At 53.7% G+C, this 18,958-nt stretch carries 19 protein-coding genes and 1 other annotated feature; of the genes, 13 read left to right on the top strand and 6 right to left on the bottom strand.

Annotation, left to right across the window (positions count from 1 at the left end):
* Positions 1 to 60: 60 nt before the first annotated feature.
* Complete coding sequence (lplA, locus tag OGV75_RS06050) at positions 61 to 1,077, bottom strand: lipoate--protein ligase (protein ID WP_016155635.1); 1,017 nt, start codon at positions 1,075 to 1,077, stop codon at positions 61 to 63.
* Positions 1,078 to 1,097: 20 nt separating this feature from the next.
* A complete protein-coding gene (locus tag OGV75_RS06045; protein WP_016151612.1) occupies positions 1,098 to 1,739 on the bottom strand; it encodes a YtjB family periplasmic protein in 642 nt (213 codons plus the stop codon).
* A gap of 115 nt (positions 1,740 to 1,854) precedes the next feature.
* On the opposite strand from OGV75_RS06045, the gene serB reads away from it, so the two are divergent.
* From serB to nadR, 3 genes are all read left to right on the top strand, one after another.
* On the top strand, positions 1,855 to 2,823 hold the full coding sequence (serB, locus tag OGV75_RS06040) for a phosphoserine phosphatase (RefSeq protein ID WP_131347584.1): 969 nt from the start codon (positions 1,855 to 1,857) through the stop codon (positions 2,821 to 2,823).
* Positions 2,824 to 2,906: 83 nt separating this feature from the next.
* Positions 2,907 to 4,289, top strand: coding sequence for a DNA repair protein RadA (gene radA / locus OGV75_RS06035; protein ID WP_016151613.1), 1,383 nt, complete (start codon positions 2,907 to 2,909; stop codon positions 4,287 to 4,289).
* A gap of 65 nt (positions 4,290 to 4,354) precedes the next feature.
* On the top strand, positions 4,355 to 5,584 hold the full coding sequence (gene nadR, locus OGV75_RS06030) for a multifunctional transcriptional regulator/nicotinamide-nucleotide adenylyltransferase/ribosylnicotinamide kinase NadR (protein WP_016151614.1): 1,230 nt from the start codon (positions 4,355 to 4,357) through the stop codon (positions 5,582 to 5,584).
* A 99-nt stretch (positions 5,585 to 5,683) separates the two neighbouring features.
* Here nadR and ettA read toward each other — a convergent pair whose 3' ends face one another.
* Positions 5,684 to 7,351: an energy-dependent translational throttle protein EttA gene (gene ettA, locus OGV75_RS06025; RefSeq protein ID WP_003019019.1), complete on the bottom strand. Its 1,668-nt coding sequence runs from the start codon at positions 7,349 to 7,351 to the stop codon at positions 5,684 to 5,686.
* Between the two features lie 408 nt (positions 7,352 to 7,759).
* Here ettA and sltY point away from each other — a divergent pair, with 408 nt between their 5' ends.
* Positions 7,760 to 9,697 (top strand): murein transglycosylase, encoded by a 1,938-nt coding sequence (sltY, locus tag OGV75_RS06020; RefSeq protein ID WP_286480434.1) that lies wholly within the window; start codon positions 7,760 to 7,762, stop codon positions 9,695 to 9,697.
* A 90-nt stretch (positions 9,698 to 9,787) separates the two neighbouring features.
* Positions 9,788 to 10,114 (top strand): trp operon repressor, encoded by a 327-nt coding sequence (gene trpR, locus OGV75_RS06015; RefSeq protein ID WP_019078321.1) that lies wholly within the window; start codon positions 9,788 to 9,790, stop codon positions 10,112 to 10,114.
* 75 nt (positions 10,115 to 10,189) lie between these two features.
* On the opposite strand, the gene yjjX is transcribed toward trpR, so the two are convergent.
* Positions 10,190 to 10,705, bottom strand: a complete 516-nt coding sequence (gene yjjX, locus OGV75_RS06010; protein ID WP_016151618.1) for an inosine/xanthosine triphosphatase — start codon at positions 10,703 to 10,705, stop codon at positions 10,190 to 10,192.
* 52 nt (positions 10,706 to 10,757) lie between these two features.
* On the opposite strand from yjjX, the gene gpmB reads away from it, so the two are divergent.
* The gene (gpmB, locus tag OGV75_RS06005) at positions 10,758 to 11,405 is read left to right on the top strand and encodes a 2,3-diphosphoglycerate-dependent phosphoglycerate mutase GpmB (protein WP_016151619.1); all 648 of its coding nucleotides are present in this window, start codon (positions 10,758 to 10,760) and stop codon (positions 11,403 to 11,405) included.
* Here gpmB and robA read toward each other — a convergent pair.
* Positions 11,402 to 12,271, bottom strand: coding sequence for an MDR efflux pump AcrAB transcriptional activator RobA (gene robA / locus OGV75_RS06000; protein WP_003837295.1), 870 nt, complete (start codon positions 12,269 to 12,271; stop codon positions 11,402 to 11,404). The two genes, gpmB and robA, sit on opposite strands and share 4 nt — an antisense overlap.
* Positions 12,272 to 12,482: 211 nt before the next feature.
* Here robA and creA point away from each other — a divergent pair, with 211 nt between their 5' ends.
* The 4 genes from creA to creD are packed head-to-tail and all read left to right on the top strand — an operon-like array spanning position 12,483 to position 16,507.
* Complete coding sequence (gene creA, locus OGV75_RS05995) at positions 12,483 to 12,956, top strand: protein CreA (protein ID WP_016151621.1); 474 nt, start codon at positions 12,483 to 12,485, stop codon at positions 12,954 to 12,956.
* 12 nt (positions 12,957 to 12,968) lie between these two features.
* Positions 12,969 to 13,658 (top strand): two-component system response regulator CreB, encoded by a 690-nt coding sequence (gene creB / locus OGV75_RS05990; protein ID WP_080859397.1) that lies wholly within the window; start codon positions 12,969 to 12,971, stop codon positions 13,656 to 13,658.
* Positions 13,658 to 15,082: a two-component system sensor histidine kinase CreC gene (gene creC, locus OGV75_RS05985; protein WP_019078322.1), complete on the top strand. Its 1,425-nt coding sequence runs from the start codon at positions 13,658 to 13,660 to the stop codon at positions 15,080 to 15,082. Before creB ends, creC begins: the two co-directional genes overlap by 1 nt.
* A gap of 57 nt (positions 15,083 to 15,139) precedes the next feature.
* The gene (gene creD, locus OGV75_RS05980; RefSeq protein WP_047358367.1) at positions 15,140 to 16,507 is read left to right on the top strand and encodes a cell envelope integrity protein CreD; all 1,368 of its coding nucleotides are present in this window, start codon (positions 15,140 to 15,142) and stop codon (positions 16,505 to 16,507) included.
* 60 nt (positions 16,508 to 16,567) lie between these two features.
* On the opposite strand, the gene arcA is transcribed toward creD, so the two are convergent.
* Entirely contained in the window at positions 16,568 to 17,284 is a 717-nt protein-coding gene (gene arcA, locus OGV75_RS05975; RefSeq protein ID WP_001194359.1) for a two-component system response regulator ArcA, read from the bottom strand.
* A gap of 95 nt (positions 17,285 to 17,379) precedes the next feature.
* On the opposite strand from arcA, the gene yjjY reads away from it, so the two are divergent.
* From yjjY to thrL, 3 genes are all read left to right on the top strand, one after another.
* Complete coding sequence (gene yjjY / locus OGV75_RS05970; protein ID WP_042998021.1) at positions 17,380 to 17,520, top strand: YjjY family protein; 141 nt, start codon at positions 17,380 to 17,382, stop codon at positions 17,518 to 17,520.
* A 399-nt stretch (positions 17,521 to 17,919) separates the two neighbouring features.
* Positions 17,920 to 18,606: a tRNA/rRNA methyltransferase gene (locus OGV75_RS05965; RefSeq protein ID WP_016155643.1), complete on the top strand. Its 687-nt coding sequence runs from the start codon at positions 17,920 to 17,922 to the stop codon at positions 18,604 to 18,606.
* A gap of 206 nt (positions 18,607 to 18,812) precedes the next feature.
* Positions 18,813 to 18,939: a sequence feature (Thr leader region), on the top strand.
* Positions 18,818 to 18,883, top strand: coding sequence for a thr operon leader peptide (thrL, locus tag OGV75_RS05960; protein WP_032337689.1), 66 nt, complete (start codon positions 18,818 to 18,820; stop codon positions 18,881 to 18,883). (Overlaps the previous feature by 66 nt.)
* Positions 18,940 to 18,958: the final 19 nt, after the last annotated feature.

Raw genomic sequence — 18,958 nt, 5'->3', positions numbered from 1 at the left:
CGCTTACCGGGCTACAATCGATGTATGCCGGACCGCCATCCGGCATTTTCAGGCCAGCGTTTAGCTCACTGCACTGGCAATCCACGCTGACAGCTCGCGTAACTCTTTCTCCTGCCCTGGGAAATCAACCAGCAGCGCTTCGCACTCCTGTTGCAGCATATCCGCACGGTACAAACACCCCTGCAGACGACCCGCCAGCGCTTCTAACGGCGCGGGATTGAGGCTGTCGGTAAAGACCTGCGTACGGGTGATATGACCTTTTTCCACGTCGAAATGCAGCTCAACGCCGCCCCAGGTGAAACGCTCGTCCAGAAGGTGCGAGAACGCAGGCGCCTGACCAAAATTCCACTCCCAACTGCTCTGACGGGCAAAGGTTTCGGCAAAGTTCGGCAGATCCGGGGTTTTGTCCGGCGAGATAATTTCCGCTTCGACACGTTCGCCGTAGTGGGCAAAAAAGGCTTCCGTGATGGCCTGACAGACCTGTTGATGGGTGATGCCCGGCAACAGCTCCGTTAGATTCGCTACGCGTGAGCGAACCGAGGTGATGCCTTTGGCGGCGAGTTTCTTTTTATCCGGATTGAGATAGTTTGCCAGGCGGCTGAGATCGGCGTTCAACAACAGCGTGCCGTGGTGGAATCCGCGGTCTTTCGTTTCCCGATAAGCAGAGCCGGAAACTTTGCGATCGCCGTCTGGCGTTTTCACGACCAGATCGTTACGTCCGGAGGCGTCGGCGTCTACGCCCAGCGCGTTCAGGGCATGGAGGACAATAGCGGTAGAGATGGTTTTGTCGTATTCCGGTTTACCGGCCATAAAGGTAAAGCAGGTATTGCCTAAGTCATGGAACACCGCGCCGCCGCCGCTGCTGCGACGGGCGAGCCGCACGTTGTCTTCTTCCATACGGCGGGTATTACACTCTTTCCACGGGTTTTGCGCCCGGCCAATCACCACCGTATCGGCGTTACGCCACAAGAACAGGACGCGCTGCGTGGCGGGCATCTGGCGAAAAATGCACTCTTCGACCGCGAGGTTAAACCACGGATCGTAAGAGTCTGAGATAAGCAGGCGTAGTGTCGTCATGGTCGATTTCCTTTCTGTTATTACTCTTTCTTCTCGTTGTCTTCTTCCTGTACCGGTTTGTTGGCGGTCAGCAGGAAAGGGGATTGCTGCCAGCGGGTGCGCTTGCCTTGCAATAAGGTACGGGTGAGCACCACGCCAATTGCCAGTGACAGAAGCAGCATTAGGCGTAAGATGTTGGTGGTGTTATCCACCTGCTTGGCTTCGGTGGCGAGCGTGTGGGTATCCAGCGTCAGGCGTAGATAGCCCAGTGGACCATTTCTTCCCTGAATGGGCTCGACAATCTGCTGGTTAAAATAGCCCCCGGCTTTTTTACCGTCCAACGCCAGTCGGTCACGAACATTGACGCTCTCACCGGTGCGTGTAATCAGGTCTCCCTGTTCATCGTAGACCCCCGCATCCAGAATACGGCTACTTTCCGTGAGCTGCGAGAGTACCGCTTTAATGCGCTTTTCATCCGGCGTTTCGGTACGCATCAGCGGGGCGACGTTCAAGGAGACCTGGCGAGCCAGCGTGCGCGCCAGCTCTTCGAGCTGCGGATTACGCTGCTGTTGGTGGCTTTGACTAAACCAGGACGCGCCCTGCATCAGAGCAACGAGCAGCGCAAGGCAGGACAATACAATCACTGCACGATGAAGTCGGAATTTCAGTTTTGTGCGAGCCATATTCCACCTGCTGAAAATTTGAGACTTAATGTTGCCAGAAGCGCTGGTTACAGGGTAGCCTCATGCGTTATTTTCCCCTGATGATTCCGACCCGAACGATTTTACAGGAGCTTTAATGCCTAACATTACCTGGTGCGATCTACCTGAAGATGTTTCTCTGTGGCCAGGTCTGCCTCTCTCTTTAAGCGGTGATGAAGTCATGCCGCTGGATTACCACGCGGGCCGCAGTGGCTGGCTGCTGTACGGTCGTGGGCTGGATAAAAAACGGTTAACGCAATACCAGAGCAAACTGGGTGCGGCGATGGTGATCGTGGCGGCGTGGTGCGTTGAGGATTATCAGGTGATTCGTCTGGCGGGCTCGTTAACGCCGCGTGCGGCAAAACTGGCGCATGATGCCAAACTGGATGTTGCGCCACTGGGTAAAATTCCGCATTTGCGCACGCCGGGTTTGCTGGTGATGGACATGGATTCAACGGCTATCCAGATCGAGTGTATCGATGAAATTGCCAAACTGGCGGGAACCGGCGAAATGGTTGCGGAAGTCACCGAACGCGCGATGCGCGGCGAGCTGGACTTTACCGCCAGCTTGCGCAGCCGCGTGGCGACGTTGAAGGGCGCTGATGCCAATATTTTGCACCAGGTGCGCGAAACGCTACCACTGATGCCTGGCCTGACTCAACTGGTGTTAAAACTGGAAACGCTCGGCTGGAAAGTGGCAATTGCCTCCGGCGGTTTTACCTTCTTTGCCGATTATCTGCGTAACAAACTACGTCTGACGGCGGCTGTGGCAAACGAGCTGGAGATCATGGACGGTAAATTCACCGGCAACGTGATCGGCGATATCGTCGATGCGCAGTACAAAGCCAACACTCTGACCCGCCTGGCGCAGGAGTATGAGATCCCGATGGCGCAGACGGTGGCGATCGGCGATGGCGCCAACGATCTGCCGATGATCAAAACGGCTGGACTGGGTATAGCGTATCATGCCAAACCCAAAGTGAATGAAAAGACGGAGATTACGATCCGTCACGCTGACCTGATGGGCGTGTTCTGCATTCTCTCTGGTAGCATGAACCAGAAATGATTTAATTGCCTGATGGCAAAGTGACCGTAGGCCGGATAAGCGCCCACGCTGTCCGGTAAACGCGCTAACGAAAGAGGTAAAACGTGGCCAAAGCTCCAAAACGCGCCTTTGTTTGTAACGAATGCGGGGCCGATTACCCGCGCTGGCAAGGGCAATGCAGCGCCTGTCAGGCCTGGAACACCATTACCGAGGTACGCCTTGCCGCGTCACCAACGGTGGCGCGTAACGAGCGGCTCAGCGGCTATGCCGGGAATGCGGGCATCGCAAAAGTGCAGAAGCTGTCTGATATCAGCCTTGAAGAGTTGCCGCGTTTTTCCACCGGATTTAAAGAGTTTGACCGCGTGCTGGGCGGCGGTGTGGTGCCCGGCAGCGCCATCCTGATTGGCGGTAACCCCGGCGCAGGGAAATCAACGCTGCTGCTGCAAACGCTGTGCAAGCTCGCTGAGCAGATGAAAACCCTGTACGTCACCGGCGAAGAGTCTTTGCAACAGGTGGCGATGCGCGCGCATCGACTCGGTCTGCCGACGGCGAATCTGAACATGCTGTCGGAAACCAGTATCGAACAAATTTGCCTGATTGCCGAAGAAGAACAGCCGAGGCTGATGGTTATCGACTCCATTCAGGTGATGCACATGGCGGACATTCAGTCTTCGCCGGGCAGCGTGGCACAGGTACGTGAAACCGCGGCTTACCTGACCCGCTTTGCCAAAACGCGCGGCGTGGCGATTGTCATGGTCGGCCACGTCACCAAAGACGGCTCGCTGGCCGGTCCAAAGGTGCTGGAGCACTGTATTGACTGCTCGGTGCTGCTCGACGGCGACGCCGATTCTCGTTTTCGTACTCTGCGTAGCCATAAAAACCGCTTTGGCGCGGTGAATGAACTGGGCGTCTTTGCCATGACCGAACAGGGGCTGCGTGAAGTTAGCAACCCTTCCGCTATCTTCTTAAGCCGTGGCGATGAAGTCACCTCCGGCAGTTCAGTGATGGTGGTCTGGGAAGGCACACGCCCGTTGCTGGTGGAGATTCAGGCGCTGGTCGACCATTCGATGATGGCGAATCCGCGTCGTGTGGCGGTCGGCCTGGAGCAGAACCGTCTGGCGATTCTGCTGGCCGTGCTGCATCGTCACGGCGGCTTGCAGATGGCGGATCAGGACGTGTTCGTCAACGTGGTCGGTGGCGTGAAGGTTACCGAAACCAGCGCCGATCTGGCACTGCTACTGGCAATGGTTTCCAGCCTGCGCGACCGACCGCTGCCGCAGGACTTAGTGGTCTTTGGCGAAGTGGGACTGGCGGGCGAAATCCGTCCGGTACCCAGCGGCCAGGAGCGTATTTCCGAAGCGGCGAAGCACGGCTTTCGTCGGGCGATTGTTCCTGCCGCCAACGTGCCAAAAAAAGTGCCGGAAGGGATGCAGGTCTTTGGCGTTAAGAAGCTTACGGATGCTTTAAGCGTGTTTGACGACCTATAATAAAATACCCGCCGTCTTTCCGGCGGTATTGGGTATTACGTTTATTTTTACAGCAGGAGGCTCTTGTGTCATTTGATTATCTGAAAACTGCCATTAAGCAAAAGGGCTGTACCCTGCAACAGGTGGCAGATGCCAGTGGCATGACCAAGGGATATTTAAGTCAACTGCTGAATGCCAAAATTAAAAGTCCCAGCGCGCAAAAGCTGGAGGCGTTGCACCGGTTTCTCGGGCTGGAGTTTCCGCGCCAGCAGAAGAATATCGGTGTGGTATTCGGTAAGTTTTATCCGCTGCATACCGGCCATATCTATCTTATCCAGCGCGCGTGTAGTCAGGTCGATGAACTGCATATCATCATGGGATATGACGACACGCGCGATCGCAGCCTGTTTGAAGACAGCGCTATGTCGCAACAGCCCACGGTGCCCGATCGTCTACGCTGGCTGCTGCAAACCTTTAAGTATCAGAAAAATATCCGTATTCATGCCTTCAACGAAGAGGGTATGGAGCCGTATCCACACGGTTGGGATGTGTGGAGCAACGGGATCAAAACGTTTATGCAGGAGAAAGGGATCCAACCTAACTGGATTTACACCTCTGAAGAGTCAGATGCCCCGCAGTATCTGGAACATCTGGGGATCGAAACCGTGCTGGTGGATCCCAAACGAACGTTTATGAACATCAGCGGCGGGCAAATCCGTGAGAACCCGTTTCGCTACTGGGAGTATATTCCTACAGAAGTGAAGCCGTTTTTCGTGCGCACCGTGGCGATCCTCGGCGGAGAGTCGAGCGGAAAATCGACGCTGGTGAACAAGCTCGCCAATATCTTTAACACTACCAGTGCGTGGGAATATGGGCGTGATTACGTCTTCTCCCATTTGGGCGGTGATGAGATGGCGTTGCAGTATTCCGACTACGATAAAATCGCCCTGGGACAAGCCCAATACATTGATTTTGCTGTCAAGTATGCCAATAAAGTGGCGTTTATCGACACCGATTTCGTTACCACTCAGGCCTTCTGCAAAAAGTATGAAGGGCGTGAACACCCGTTTGTGCAGGCCCTGATTGACGAGTATCGCTTTGACCTGGTGATCCTGCTGGAGAACAACACTCCATGGGTGGCGGATGGCTTACGCAGTCTCGGCAGTTCGGTTGACAGAAAAGCGTTTCAGTCGCTGCTGGTCGAGATGCTGCAGGAAAACAATATCAATTTTGTGCACGTTCAGGAACCCGACTATGACGGTCGATTTCTGCGCTGCGTGGAGTTGGTGAAAGAGTTGATGGGCGAGCAGAGATAGCGTAAATGCCGGATGGCGTTGCGCTTATCCGGCCTACAAGTCGCACTAACCTCGTAGGCCGGATGAGGCGTAACGCCGCCATCCGGCGCTTAACGGTAATTACTTCGAAATACGCTTGTACTTAATACGCTTCGGCTCCAGCGCATCTGCGCCCAGCGTGCGTTTCTTGTACTCTTCGTATTCGGTAAAGTTACCTTCGAAGAACTCAACCTTACCTTCATCCTGGTAATCCAGGATGTGGGTCGCGATACGGTCGAGGAACCAACGGTCGTGCGAGATGACCATCGCGCAGCCCGGGAACTCCAGCAGGGCGTTTTCCAGCGCGCGCAGGGTTTCGATATCCAGGTCGTTGGTTGGTTCATCAAGCAGCAGCATGTTGCCGCCAACCTGCAGCAGCTTCGCCAGGTGCAGACGACCGCGCTCACCGCCGGAGAGTTCGCCTACGCGTTTACCCTGATCAACACCTTTAAAGTTGAAGCGGCCTACGTAGGCGCGGCTTGGCATCTCGGTGTTGCCGATCTTCATGATATCCAGCCCGCCGGAAACTTCTTCCCACACGGTTTTGCTGTTGTCCATGGCGTCACGGAACTGGTCAACGGAAGCTAGCTTGACGGTTTCACCCAGCGTGATGGTGCCGCTGTCTGGCTGTTCCTGACCGGACATCATACGGAACAGGGTAGATTTACCCGCGCCGTTCGGACCGATGATGCCGACGATGGCGCCTTTCGGTACGGAGAAGCTCAGGTCGTCAATCAGAACGCGATCGCCGTAGGATTTACGCAGATTGGTGACTTCAACGACTTTATCACCCAGACGTGCTCCTGGTGGGATAAACAGTTCGTTGGTTTCGTTACGCTTCTGGTATTCGGTGTTGTTCAGCTCTTCAAAGCGTGCCAGACGGGCTTTACCCTTAGACTGACGGCCTTTAGCGCCCTGACGCACCCACTCCAGCTCTTTCTCAATGGATTTACGGCGAGCCGCTTCCTGAGACGCTTCCTGCGCCAGACGCTGATCTTTCTGCTCCAGCCAGGAGGAGTAGTTGCCTTCCCATGGAATACCTTCGCCGCGGTCAAGCTCCAGAATCCAGCCCGCAACGTTGTCGAGGAAGTAACGGTCGTGGGTAATCGCCACCACGGTACCTTCGAAGTCGTGCAGGAAGCGTTCCAGCCACGCAACGGATTCGGCGTCCAGGTGGTTAGTCGGTTCGTCGAGCAGCAGCATGTCTGGTTTTTCCAGCAGCAGGCGGCACAGCGCGACGCGGCGGCGTTCACCACCGGAGAGGTTCTCAATTTTAGCGTCCCAGTCCGGCAGACGCAGGGCGTCAGCGGCACGCTCAAGCTGCACGTTCAGGTTATGGCCGTCGTGCGCCTGAATGATCTCTTCAAACTTGCCCTGTTGCGCAGCGAGTTTATCGAAGTCGGCGTCCGGCTCGGCGTACTTTGCGTACACTTCATCCAGACCTTTCAGCGCGTTAACCACTTCGGCAACCGCTTCTTCCACGGATTCACGAACGGTATGTTCCGGGTTCAGTTTCGGTTCCTGCGGCAGGTAACCGATTTTAATGCCAGGTTGTGGGCGAGCTTCACCTTCGATATCGGTATCAATGCCGGCCATGATGCGCAGCAGGGTCGATTTACCCGCGCCGTTCAGACCAAGAACACCGATTTTGGCGCCAGGGAAGAAGCTCAGTGAGATGTTTTTAAGAATATGACGTTTCGGCGGAACGACTTTGCCGACACGATGCATGGTATAAACAAATTGGGCCACGTTGGACTCGCCTCTTTATTTATCCCGTCATACTTCAAGCTATAGATGCGTTGGCTGTGAGTTACTCGGCTCATCCATGAGCCTCGCCCTTGCGGGCCGCTGCTCCGCAGCGTTCAAATCTGTTCCTGACAGATTTGTCGTTCCCCCCAGTCACGCACTTTGTACGCTCAGGGGATTTACTCCCTCGCCGCCTTGCTGCAACTTGAATTATTTAGGGCTAATTATTGGTAAATAGTTATCAAAGGCGAAGTGTAGCCTTTTTCATTGCCCAATCCCAGCCAGCAGATCTCACTCGCAACAAAAGTAAAAAAGTGTCCGTGACGTGGCGCATTCTGCAATGTCTGGTTAGCATGAACTAATTAAGCGGCATGATGCTGCACAGACGTAACATGAGAAGAGGAAGAGCTTGTGGACAAAGCCAATCAATTTACCTGGCGCCTGCTGGCGGCCAGCGTATGTCTGCTGACGGTCAGTCAAGTGGCGCGAGCCGATTCCCTGGATGAGCAGCGCAGTCGCTATGCGCAAATTAAACAGGCCTGGGATAACCGACAGATGGATGTCGTAGAGCAGATGATGCCCGGCCTGAAGAATTATCCTCTGTATCCTTATCTGGAATATCGTCAGATTACTGACGATCTGATGAATCAGCCCACCATTACCGTTACCAATTTTGTGCGCGCCAACCCGACGCTGCCCCCCGCGCGTACTCTGCAATCACGTTTCGTGAATGAACTGGCGCGACGGGAGGACTGGCGTGGACTACTGGCGTTCAGCCCAGAAAAACCGGGTACCACGGAAGCGCAATGCAACTATTACTTTGCGAAATGGAGCACCGGGCAAACCGAAGAGGCCTGGCAGGGCGCGAAAGAACTGTGGTTGAGCGGGAAAAGCCAGCCGAACGCCTGTGACAAATTATTCGGCGTATGGCGCGCCTCAGGAACTCAGGATCCGCTGGCGTATCTGGAGCGTATTCGTCTGGCGATGAAAGCCGGGAATACCGGTCTGGTCACGGCGTTGGCTGGACAGATGCCCGCGCAATACCAAACTATCGCTTCGGCGATCATCGCGCTGGCCAACGATCCGAATTCGGTGATGATCTTTGCACGCACCACTGGCGCGACGGATTTCACCCGACAGATGGCGGCGGTGGCTTTTTCCAGCGTGGCGCGTCAGGATGCGGAAAACGCCCGCCTGATGATCCCGTCTCTGGCGCAGGCGCAACAGCTGAATGACGAGCAAACCCAGGAGCTGCGCGACATCGTCGCCTGGCGTCTGATGGGCAATGACGTTACCGATGAGCAGGCCAAATGGCGCGATGACGCCATTATGCGCTCGAATTCCACCTCGCTTGTGGAGCGACGTGTGCGCATGGCGCTGGGAACCGGCGATCGTCGTGGTCTGAATACCTGGCTGGCGCGTCTGCCAATGGAAGCAAAAGAGAAAGATGAATGGCGTTACTGGCAGGCGGATCTGCTGCTTGAGCGCGGACGCGAGGCGGAAGCCAAAGAGATCCTGCACCAACTCATGCAGCAGCGCGGTTTCTATCCGATGGTGGCGGCACAGCGTCTGGGTGAAGAGTACGAGCTGAAAGTGGATAAAGCCCCGGCAAACGTTGACTCTGCGCTGACTCAGGGACCGGAAATGGCACGTGTGCGCGAGCTAATGTACTGGAACCTGGACAATACCGCGCGCAGTGAATGGGCGAATCTGGTCACCAGTCGCACGAAGTCTGAGCAGGCTCAGCTGGCGCGTTACGCGTTCAACAATCACTGGTGGGATCTGAGCGTACAAGCGACGATCGCCGGTAAGCTGTGGGATCATCTGGAAGAGCGTTTCCCACTGGCCTACAAGGATCTGTTTACACGCTACACCAGCGGCAAGGATATTCCGCCAAGCTATGCGATGGCGATAGCGCGTCAGGAAAGCGCCTGGAACCCGAAAGTAAAATCGCCGGTTGGTGCCAGCGGGCTGATGCAGATTATGCCGGGTACGGCGACGCATACGGTGAAAATGTTCTCGATTCCAGGTTACAGCAGCCCGAGCCAACTACTGGATCCTGATACCAACATCAACATTGGTACCAGCTATTTACAGTATGTCTATCAGCAATTCGGCAATAACCGCATTTTTGCGTCGGCGGCCTATAACGCTGGACCGGGGCGCGTTCGCACCTGGCTTGGCAATAGCGCGGGTCGTATCGATGCTGTCGCGTTTGTCGAAAGCATTCCATTCTCTGAGACGCGTGGCTACGTGAAGAACGTGCTGGCTTATGATGCGTACTATCGCTATTTCCTCGGTGACAAACCGGAGTTGATGAGCGACGCAGAATGGCAACGTCGTTACTGATCGTGTCGGTTGTGTTATGCTATCGTACTCGTTAAAGAGTACAAAAGGGGGAGGCAAGCACGCTTCCCCCCGCAACGATGGCGATAACTTATGACTCAGCAATCACCCTATTCGGCAGAGATGGCAGAACAGCGTCACCAGGAGTGGTTACGTTTTGTCGATCTGCTTAAACACGCCTATGAACAAGACTTACACCTGCCCCTGCTCAATTTGATGTTAACGCCGGATGAGCGCGAAGCGCTGGGCACGCGCGTGCGTATCATTGAAGAGCTGCTGCGCGGCGAGATGAGTCAGCGCGAGCTTAAAAACGAGCTCGGGGCGGGGATCGCCACCATTACACGGGGGTCGAACAGCCTTAAATCTGCACCGGTGGATCTGCGTCATTGGCTGGAGCAGGTGCTGCTAAAAAATGCCTGATGGCACTTCGCTTTCAGGCCTAATTATGTGGCGCGGTTGTGGCCGGATAAGGCGAAGCCGCCATCCGGCACAACGCTATAAATACACTGCGTTATGAAACGGGCTGAGCGCCAGAATCACCGCCTGGTGGTATACGCTTGAGCGCGTCAGCTTGCCCGCGGTAAAGACGCCGATAGCGCCCTCTTTACGGCCAATCTCATCAATACCCGTGTAGTCCGACATCACCGGACCGAGCGCTTCGCCCTGACGGACTCTGTCGAGAATGACAGCTGGCAATGGCAGCGTGGCTGAACGGGCTTCGCCGCGCTGGACGCCATTATCAATCACCACCCAACTGAAGGTCGCATCGTCGTCAATTCCCGCTTCAATAGCGACCCAGAAATCAGCCTGCGGGTGCAGACGGCGCGCATTATCAACGCGATTTCGTGCGCCAGTGCGCGTTTCCTGGTTTCCGAAAGGTTGTTCCGGCACGCCACTCTCGACGGCGACGGGTTCAATATGGCAGGATCCTTCCCCGAAAATCTCTTCAAATGCCCGCAGAATTGCCTGAATTTTGGCAGGATTGGTGGTCGCAGAGATAACCTTGTGCATAATTAAGCTCAGTTTGAAAATTCATCGCATCGCAGTATAACGGAAAAAAAGCATGTTACAGGTATACCTTGTTCGCCATGGCGAAACGCAGTGGAACGCCGAGCGACGTATTCAAGGCCAGTCAGACAGCCCACTGACCGCTAAAGGTGAACAGCAAGCCATGCAGGTGGGCGAACGCGCCCGCACGTTTGGTATTACGCATGTCATCAGTAGCGATTTAGGTCGTACACGACGCACCGCAGAAATCATCGCCCAGGCCTGTGGCTGTGATATCACCTATGACTCACGTTTGCGCGAGCTGAATATGGGCGTGCTGGAGCAACGCCATATCGATACGCTGACGTCGGAAGAAGAGGGCTGGCGTCGCCAGTTGGTGAACGGTACGGTGGAGGGGCGTATTCCTGAAGGGGAATCGATGCAGGAACTGAGCGATCGCGTCCACGCGGCGCTGGCATCCTGTCTGGAGTTGCCGCCGGGGAGTCGTCCGCTGCTGGTCAGTCACGGTATTGCACTGGGTTGCCTGGTGAGTACGATTCTGGGATTACCGGCATGGGCTGAACGTCGCCTGCGTCTGCGCAACTGTTCTATTTCTCGCGTCGATTACCAGGAAAGTTTGTGGCTTGCGCCGGGATGGGTAGTTGAAACGGCAGGGGACATCTCACATCTGGACGCCCCTGCGTTAGACGAACTGCAGCGCTAGCGGCGAATCGGAATCAGGAATTCGCAGCGCAGGTTGATCGGGCGATCTCCCGCTTTGGCATCTTCTGCCGGGTAGTATCGCTCGATATCCTGCCCTTTACGGCGCGTCAGGTTCAGCATTGGCATGCATGTGCCGTAAACCGTCAGGATAAACTCCTGTACACCGGTCCCCAGCCCTTCATAGGTAAACATCACATACTCGCCGCCTTGTAGCAGGATAGGCTGTGCCGACGGCACATAACCATTGGCCTGTTCCGGCGTCAGTGCTGTGGTGTAAAACACTTCCTGCTCGTCATCTTTTTCAATGCTCGGACGCGTTTCGTTCAGCCCGTACAGCACCGGTGGGATCGCAGGAGCCTGGCTAAGGAAGTCGCGCCAGAACTGAATTCGCATTTCATGACGGAAATCTGAAATCTGCTCCAGCGAGCAGGAATAGCTTTGCGTGGTGCCAAGCAGTTGCGTATCTTCCAGCGTGACAAACTCGTGCGCAGGCATGGCAAATTCACCCAGTCGCATAGGCGGGCGAATACCAAACGCGCTCCATTCCGGTGAACGGCGATACAGCGCAGGCGTTTGGGAAAATTGTTTCTTGAACGCGCGGGTAAAGGTTTGTTGAGAGTCAAAGCGATATTGCAGCGCAATATCCAGAATTGGGCGTGCAGTCAGGCGCAGCGCCACTGCGGATTTCGATAAACGACGGGCGCGGATATAGGCGCCAATAGCATGGCCCGTCACGTCCTTAAACATTCTCTGCAGGTGCCACTTGGAATAGCCTGCTTTTGCCGCCACATTGTCAAGCGACAAAGGCTGATCCAGATGACCTTCCAGCCAGATTAATAGGTCGCGAATAATGCCAGCCTGATCCATAAAATATCCTCATCCTTTCAACAACGAGTACCTGACGTCAGGTATGAGGATAATAGCATTTTTTGCTGTTTTAGCATTCAGTGTTTTTTTTGCTCATAAATGCTTTTTTCGATCATTCGAAAGCGTGATTATTGTAATCCTGTGATCTGTATACATTTTATCTTAGAATGTCGAATAATTACACAGAGTAACTTTTAAAAATGGTAACAATATGAAATATAAGAGCTTAATCATTTCCTCAATTCTGCTGATGTTAGCGCAGGTCGCCCATGCGGAGCAGATTGGATCTGTCGATACGGTGTTCAAAATGTTTGGGCCGGATCATAAAATTGTGGTCGAAGCGTTTGACGATCCAGATGTTACCAACGTGACCTGCTACGTGAGCCGGGCGAAGACCGGCGGCATCAAAGGTGGGTTGGGGCTGGCGGAAGATACCTCCGATGCCGCCATTTCCTGTCAGCAGGTGGGGCCGGTAGAACTGAGCGACAGAATCAAGAACGGCAAAGCGCAGGGCGAAGTGGTATTTAAAAAACGTACCTCGCTGGTGTTTAAATCCTTACAGGTCGTGCGTTTTTACGACGCGAAACGTAATGCCCTGGCCTATCTGGCCTATTCAGATAAAGTGGTCGATGGATCGCCCAAAAATGCCATCAGCGCGGTGCCCATCATGCCGTGGCGGGAATAACAAGGAAGCAAAATGCAACAACCGTTGATCTGGTTGGTTGAGGATGAGCAGGGCATTGCCGATACGCTCATCTACATGCTGCAGCAGGAAGGTTTTAGCGTGGAAGCGTTTGAGCGCGGGTTACCTGCGCTGGAGAAATCTCGCCAGCGTTGTCCTGATGCAATCATTCTGGATGTCGGACTACCAGATATCAGCGGTTTTGAACTGTGTCGACGCCTGTTGGAGCGGCATCCAGCGTTGCCGATCCTGTTTCTGACCGCGCGTAGCGATGAGGTGGATCGCCTGCTGGGGCTGGAAATTGGCGCGGATGACTATGTTGCCAAGCCTTTCTCACCGCGCGAGGTGTGCGCCCGCGTGCGTACGCTGCTGCGGCGGGTGCAGAAATTCTCTGCTCCTTCATCGACGACGCGTTGCGGCGATTTTGAACTTAATGAGCAGGCCGCGCAGATTACCTGGTTCGGCAAGCCGTTAAACCTGACGCGCTATGAATTTCTGTTGCTGAAAACGCTGCTGTTGTCGCCGGGGCGCATTTACTCACGCCAGCAGTTGATGGATTTAGTCTGGGCCGATGCACAGGACACCTTTGACAGAACGGTCGATACCCACATTAAAACGCTGCGCGCCAAGCTGCGGGCTATCAACCCTGAGCTTTCCCCCATCAATACGCATCGCGGTATGGGATATAGCCTGAGGAGCGTCTGATGCGCATTGGCATGCGTTTGTTGCTCGGCTATTTTCTGATTGTTGCCGTCGCCGCCTGGTTCGTTTTGTCGATCTTTGTACAGGAAATTAAACCAGGCGTCCGCCGGGCAACCGAAGGCACTTTGATTGATACCGCCACGCTGCTGGCTGCGCTGGCGCGCGATGACTTGCTCTCTGACTCTCCCGCCAACGGCAAGCTGGCGCAGGCATTTTCGCAACTGCATAACCGCCCATTCAGCGCCAATATCAGCGGCATTAACAAAGTCCGTAATGAATACCATGTCTACATGACGGACGCGCAGGGTAAAGTGTTGTTTGATTCCGCAAACCAGGCTGTCGGTCAGGACTATTCTCGCTGGAACGACGTGTGGTTAACCCTGCGTGGGCAATATGGCGCCCGCAGTACGCCGCAAAACCCGAACGATCCGGAAAGTTCAGTGATGTACGTGGCCGCGCCGATCGTAGACGGCGGACGTATTATCGGAGTGCTTAGCGTCGGTAAACCGAATGCGGCGATGGCGCCGGTGATTAAACGCAGTGAACGGCGGATGCTGTGGGCCAGCGCCGTATTGCTGGGCATTGCCTTAGTGATTGGCATCGGGATGGTATGGTGGATAAACCGCTCCATCGCCCGGCTGGCGCGCTATGCCGACTCCGTTACCGAGAATCGCCCCGTCCCACTGCCTGATTTAGGTAGCAGCGAGCTACGTAAACTGGCGCAGGCGCTGGAAAGTATGCGACTGAAGCTGGAGGGCAAAAACTACATTGAGCAGTATGTTTATGCGTTAACGCATGAACTGAAAAGTCCGCTGGCGGCCATTCGCGGCGCGGCTGAGATTTTGCGCGAAGGTCCGCCGCCGAACGTGGTTGCGCGCTTTACCGATAATATCCTGACGCAAAATGCGCGCATGCAGGCGCTGGTCGAAACCCTGTTACGCCAGGCGCGGCTGGAGAATCGACAGGACATTACGTTGACGCCAGTGGCGGTAGATGCGCTGTTTGCTCAGCTCAAAGAGGCGCGTAGCGTGCAACTGGCGGCAAAAAACATCACGCTTACCATTATGCCTTCATCGCTTAGCGTCGCCGCCGATCCTGCGTTACTGGAGCAGGCATTGGGGAATTTGCTCGACAACGCTATCGACTTCACGCCACAGGACGGGACGATTACGCTGAGCGCGCATCAGCAGGATGAACTGGTCACGTTGCAGATAATCGACAGCGGCAGCGGAATCCCCGACTTCGCGTTGCCGCGTATTTTTGAGCGTTTCTATTCGCTGCCCCGTGAAAATGGGCATAAGAGCAGCGGTTTAGGGCTGGCGTTTGTCAGTGAGGTTGCGCGACTGCACGAGGGGACGGTGACATTGTGCAACCGACCACAAGGCGGCGCACAGGCCTCGTTTACGCTTCACGCTCACTTCACATAACTTCAAATTCTCCGCACATAGCTGCTCTACCTTGCTGATATTGCAAAGGAGAACGCTATGTTTAAATCACCCCTGTTTTGGAAAATAGTCACCTTAGGTGGCGCAATACTGCTGCTGTTAATTCCGCTGACGATGGTCAGGCAGATCATCGTGGAGCGATCGGATTACCGCGATGAAGTCGAAGATGCTATCCGACAGAGCACAAGCGGGCCGCAAAAGATGGTAGGACCGTTGATAGCCATTCCGCTAACGGAACTTTACACCTCACTGGAGGATGGCAAAGAAATCCAGCGTAAGCGTAGCTATATCCATTTCTGGCTGCCGGAGTCGTTGGTAGTTGAGGGGAATCAGAACGTTGAAGCGCGTAAAATCGGTATTTATGAGGGCCAGGTCTGGCACAATGATGTTTCGGTGAAGGCTGAGTTTAACGCCGAACGGTTGAGTGATTTAAATCATCCAAATATCAGCATCGGCAAACCGTTTATTGTGGTTGGCGTGGGGGACGCGCGTGGGATTGGCGTGGTAAAAGCGCCGCAGGTCAATGGAACGTCGCTGGCCGTTGAGCCTGGGACAGGGCTGGATGGACGTGCGCAGGGGATCCACATTCCGCTACCCGATGCGAGCTGGGCTGAGCAAAATCTGAGCATGGCGTTGTCGCTTAATTTGAGCGGAACCGGCGATTTCTCCGTCGTTCCGGTTGGACGTAACAGTGAAATGACCTTAACCAGCAACTGGCCGCATCCCAACTTTCTTGGGGACTTCCTCCCGGCTAAGCGCGAAATTAGCGAATCAGGATTCAAGGCTCAGTGGCAAAGCAGCTGGTTTGCGAACAACCTCGGCGAGCGCTTTAACGACGAAAAGATTGGTTGGCTGGGCATGCCAGCGTTTAGCGTCGCCGTCGCCACGCCAGCAGATCAGTATCAGTTAACGGACAGGGCGACAAAGTATGCCATCCTGCTGATTGTGCTGACCTTTATGTCTTTCTTCGTCCTTGAAAGTATGACCAATCTGCGCCTGCACCCGATGCAGTATCTGCTGGTGGGGCTATCGCTGGTAATGTTTTATCTGCTGCTGCTGGCAATGTCAGAACACATCGGTTTTACGGCGGCGTGGATAACGGCAAGTCTGGTGGGGGCGTTGATGAACGGTGTGTATCTGCAGGCGATATTGCAGGGCTGGCGGAACAGTATTTTGTTCACCGTGGCGCTGCTGGGGCTGGATGGTGTGATGTGGGTGCTGCTACGTTCACAGGATAGCTCTTTACTGCTGGGAACCGGCGTGCTGTTGTTCGCGCTTTGTGGGGTCATGTTCCTGACGCGTCATCTTGACTGGCACTCGCTGGCACAGCCAAAAACAAAGCCAAAATCTACAGAACTTCCAGAACTTCAGCCTGCGCAGAGCGACGAATTTCGCTTGTGGAAATAGGGGAGTAGGGAAATGAAAAACGGCGCATAAAGCGCCGTTTTTATACCAGTGAGGATTGAATTAATCCTGCAGGTCGCCGCAGAAACGGTAGCCTTCACCGTGAATGGTGGCGATGATTTCTGGCGTATCCGGCGTTGATTCGAAATGCTTACGAATGCGGCGGATCGTCACGTCAACGGTACGGTCATGCGGCTTCAGTTCGCGACCGGTCATTTTTTTCAGCAGTTCTGCGCGAGACTGGATTTTGCCCGGATTCTCACAGAAGTGAAGCATGGCGCGGAATTCGCTGCGTGGCAGTTTATACTGCTCACCGTCAGGACCAATCAGAGAGCGGCTGTTGATGTCCAGCTCCCAGCCATTGAACTTATAGCTTTCGACGCTACGGCGTTCTTCGCTGACAGTACCCAGGTTCATGGTACGGGACAGCAGGTTACGAGCACGGATAGTCAGTTCGCGCGGGTTAAACGGCTTGGTGATGTAATCGTCTGCGCCGATTTCGAGGCCGAGAATTTTATCGACTTCGTTATCACGGCCCGTCAGGAACATCAGCGCAACGTTAGCTTGTTCGCGAAGTTCACGCGCTAACAGCAGGCCATTTTTCCCAGGCAGATTGATATCCATAATCACAAGGTTGATATCATATTCAGAGAGAATCTGATGCATTTCCGCGCCATCTGTCGCTTCGAATACATCATAGCCTTCTGCTTCGAAAATGCTTTTCAACGTGTTGCGTGTTACTAACTCGTCTTCAACGATAAGAATGTGCGGGGTCTGCATGTTTGCTACCTAAATTGCCAACTAAATCGAAACAGGAAGTACAAAAGTCCCTGACCTGCCTGATGCATGCCGTAAATTAACATGATCGGCGTAACATGACTAAAGTACGTAATTGCGTTCTTGATGCACTTTCCATCAACGTCAACAACATCATTAGCTTGGTCGTGGGTAGTTTCCCTCTGGACCCGACAGTGTCAAAAACGGCTGTCATCCTAACCATTTTAACAGCAACATAACAGGCTAAGACATGCCGGACACCCAATAAAACTACGCTTCGTTGACATATATCAAGTTCAATTGTAGCACGTTAACAGTTTGATGAAATCAACGTATCCAAATGTTTGCTTTCATCACAAAATTGCAATATTACAACTAGTTGCACGAGCAAATTAATAAATGTAATGAATCCAACCAGTGCGATCCATTTTAAATTAAATTATCATGGATAAACAGAGGGATATGCAACTTTTGTTAACATAAAAAGCAATAGTACACCCGGGAAATAGTTTAGCATTTTTTAATGGATGCGAAATGCTTTTTCAGTGATTTCTGTTAAAAATATGTAAATTCGCACTGCGTAATATGTTGAAGCACGTCACATTATTCCTTGCAGACTGGCCAAAAAGAGTATCGAAATGCGTTTAACAATTATTCTGGTTGCCCCCGCCAGAGCGGAAAATATTGGTGCGGCTGCCCGCGCTATGAAGACCATGGGGTTCACCCAATTACGCATCGTTGACAGCGAAGCCCACCTGGAACCCGCCACGCGATGGGTCGCGCATGGTTCTGGCGATATTATTGATAATATTAGCGTTTTTTCAACGTTAGCGGAGGCGCTGCACGACGTAGATTTTACCGTCGCGACCACTGCGCGTAGTCGGGCGAAGTTCCATTACTACGCTACGCCGGTCGAACTGGTTCCTCTGCTGCAGGAAAAATCAACGTGGATGGATCACGCCGCGCTGGTTTTTGGTCGTGAAGATTCAGGGCTGACCAACGAAGAATTGGCCCTGGCGGATGTACTCACCGGTGTACCTATGGTGGCTGACTATCCTTCACTCAATTTGGGGCAGGCGGTGATGGTGTATTGCTATCAATTAGCAGGTTTAATACAACAACCCGTCAAAAACATTGAGGTGACGGATGAGCTTCAGCTACAGGCATTGCGCGCGCGCGTTTTGCGTTTATTAGCCACGCTGAACGTTTCTGACGACATCAAGTTGACGGACTGGCTGCAACAGCGAATGGGTCTGTTAGGGCAGCGAGATACGGCAATGTTGCACCGTTTTTTACATGATATAGAAAAAAGCATCACGAAATAAAATATCGACCTACATTTGTTGCGTGGTGTTTTGCTCTGGATTCAAGTAGGGGTGACATACTGTATTGGTCGAAACTAAAAGGGCAAGCAGTCGCTCGTGAACAAGTTTCGGAATGTGACCAATTTAAAAATTTATTGACTTAGGTCAGCAGATACTTTAACCCTAAAAGAATACAGGACAGATAATAAATAATTACAGAGCACACAACATCATGAAACGCATCAGCATCACTATTACCACAACCATCACCATTACCACAGGTAACGGTGCGGGCTGACGCGTACAGGAAACACAAGAAAAAGCCCGCACCTAAACAGTGCGGGCTTTTTTTTCGACCAAAGGCAATGAGGTA

The organism is Citrobacter sp. Cb028, from assembly GCF_030336705.1.
Taxonomy (GTDB): domain Bacteria; phylum Pseudomonadota; class Gammaproteobacteria; order Enterobacterales; family Enterobacteriaceae; genus Citrobacter; species Citrobacter braakii.
The sequence above is the reverse complement of the archived record's forward strand: the minus strand, read 5'-3'. Positions and strand labels throughout refer to the sequence as shown.

Excerpts from the sequence above, each read along its gene's own strand:
- lplA (WP_016155635.1), bottom strand. The coding sequence starts at position 1,077 with ATGACGACACTACGCCTGCTTATCTCAGACTCTTACGATCCGTGGTTT.
- serB (WP_131347584.1), top strand. The coding sequence starts at position 1,855 with ATGCCTAACATTACCTGGTGCGATCTACCTGAAGATGTTTCTCTGTGG.
- creB (WP_080859397.1), top strand. The coding sequence starts at position 12,969 with ATGCAACAACCGTTGATCTGGTTGGTTGAGGATGAGCAGGGCATTGCC.
- creC (WP_019078322.1), top strand. The coding sequence starts at position 13,658 with ATGCGCATTGGCATGCGTTTGTTGCTCGGCTATTTTCTGATTGTTGCC.
- robA (WP_003837295.1), bottom strand. The coding sequence starts at position 12,271 with ATGGATCAGGCTGGCATTATTCGCGACCTATTAATCTGGCTGGAAGGT.
- OGV75_RS05965 (WP_016155643.1), top strand. The coding sequence starts at position 17,920 with ATGCGTTTAACAATTATTCTGGTTGCCCCCGCCAGAGCGGAAAATATT.
- OGV75_RS06045 (WP_016151612.1), bottom strand. The coding sequence starts at position 1,739 with ATGGCTCGCACAAAACTGAAATTCCGACTTCATCGTGCAGTGATTGTA.
- creD (WP_047358367.1), top strand. The coding sequence starts at position 15,140 with ATGTTTAAATCACCCCTGTTTTGGAAAATAGTCACCTTAGGTGGCGCA.
- trpR (WP_019078321.1), top strand. The coding sequence starts at position 9,788 with ATGACTCAGCAATCACCCTATTCGGCAGAGATGGCAGAACAGCGTCAC.
- yjjX (WP_016151618.1), bottom strand. The coding sequence starts at position 10,705 with ATGCACAAGGTTATCTCTGCGACCACCAATCCTGCCAAAATTCAGGCA.
- yjjY (WP_042998021.1), top strand. The coding sequence starts at position 17,380 with ATGACTAAAGTACGTAATTGCGTTCTTGATGCACTTTCCATCAACGTC.
- gpmB (WP_016151619.1), top strand. The coding sequence starts at position 10,758 with ATGTTACAGGTATACCTTGTTCGCCATGGCGAAACGCAGTGGAACGCC.
- arcA (WP_001194359.1), bottom strand. The coding sequence starts at position 17,284 with ATGCAGACCCCGCACATTCTTATCGTTGAAGACGAGTTAGTAACACGC.
- creA (WP_016151621.1), top strand. The coding sequence starts at position 12,483 with ATGAAATATAAGAGCTTAATCATTTCCTCAATTCTGCTGATGTTAGCG.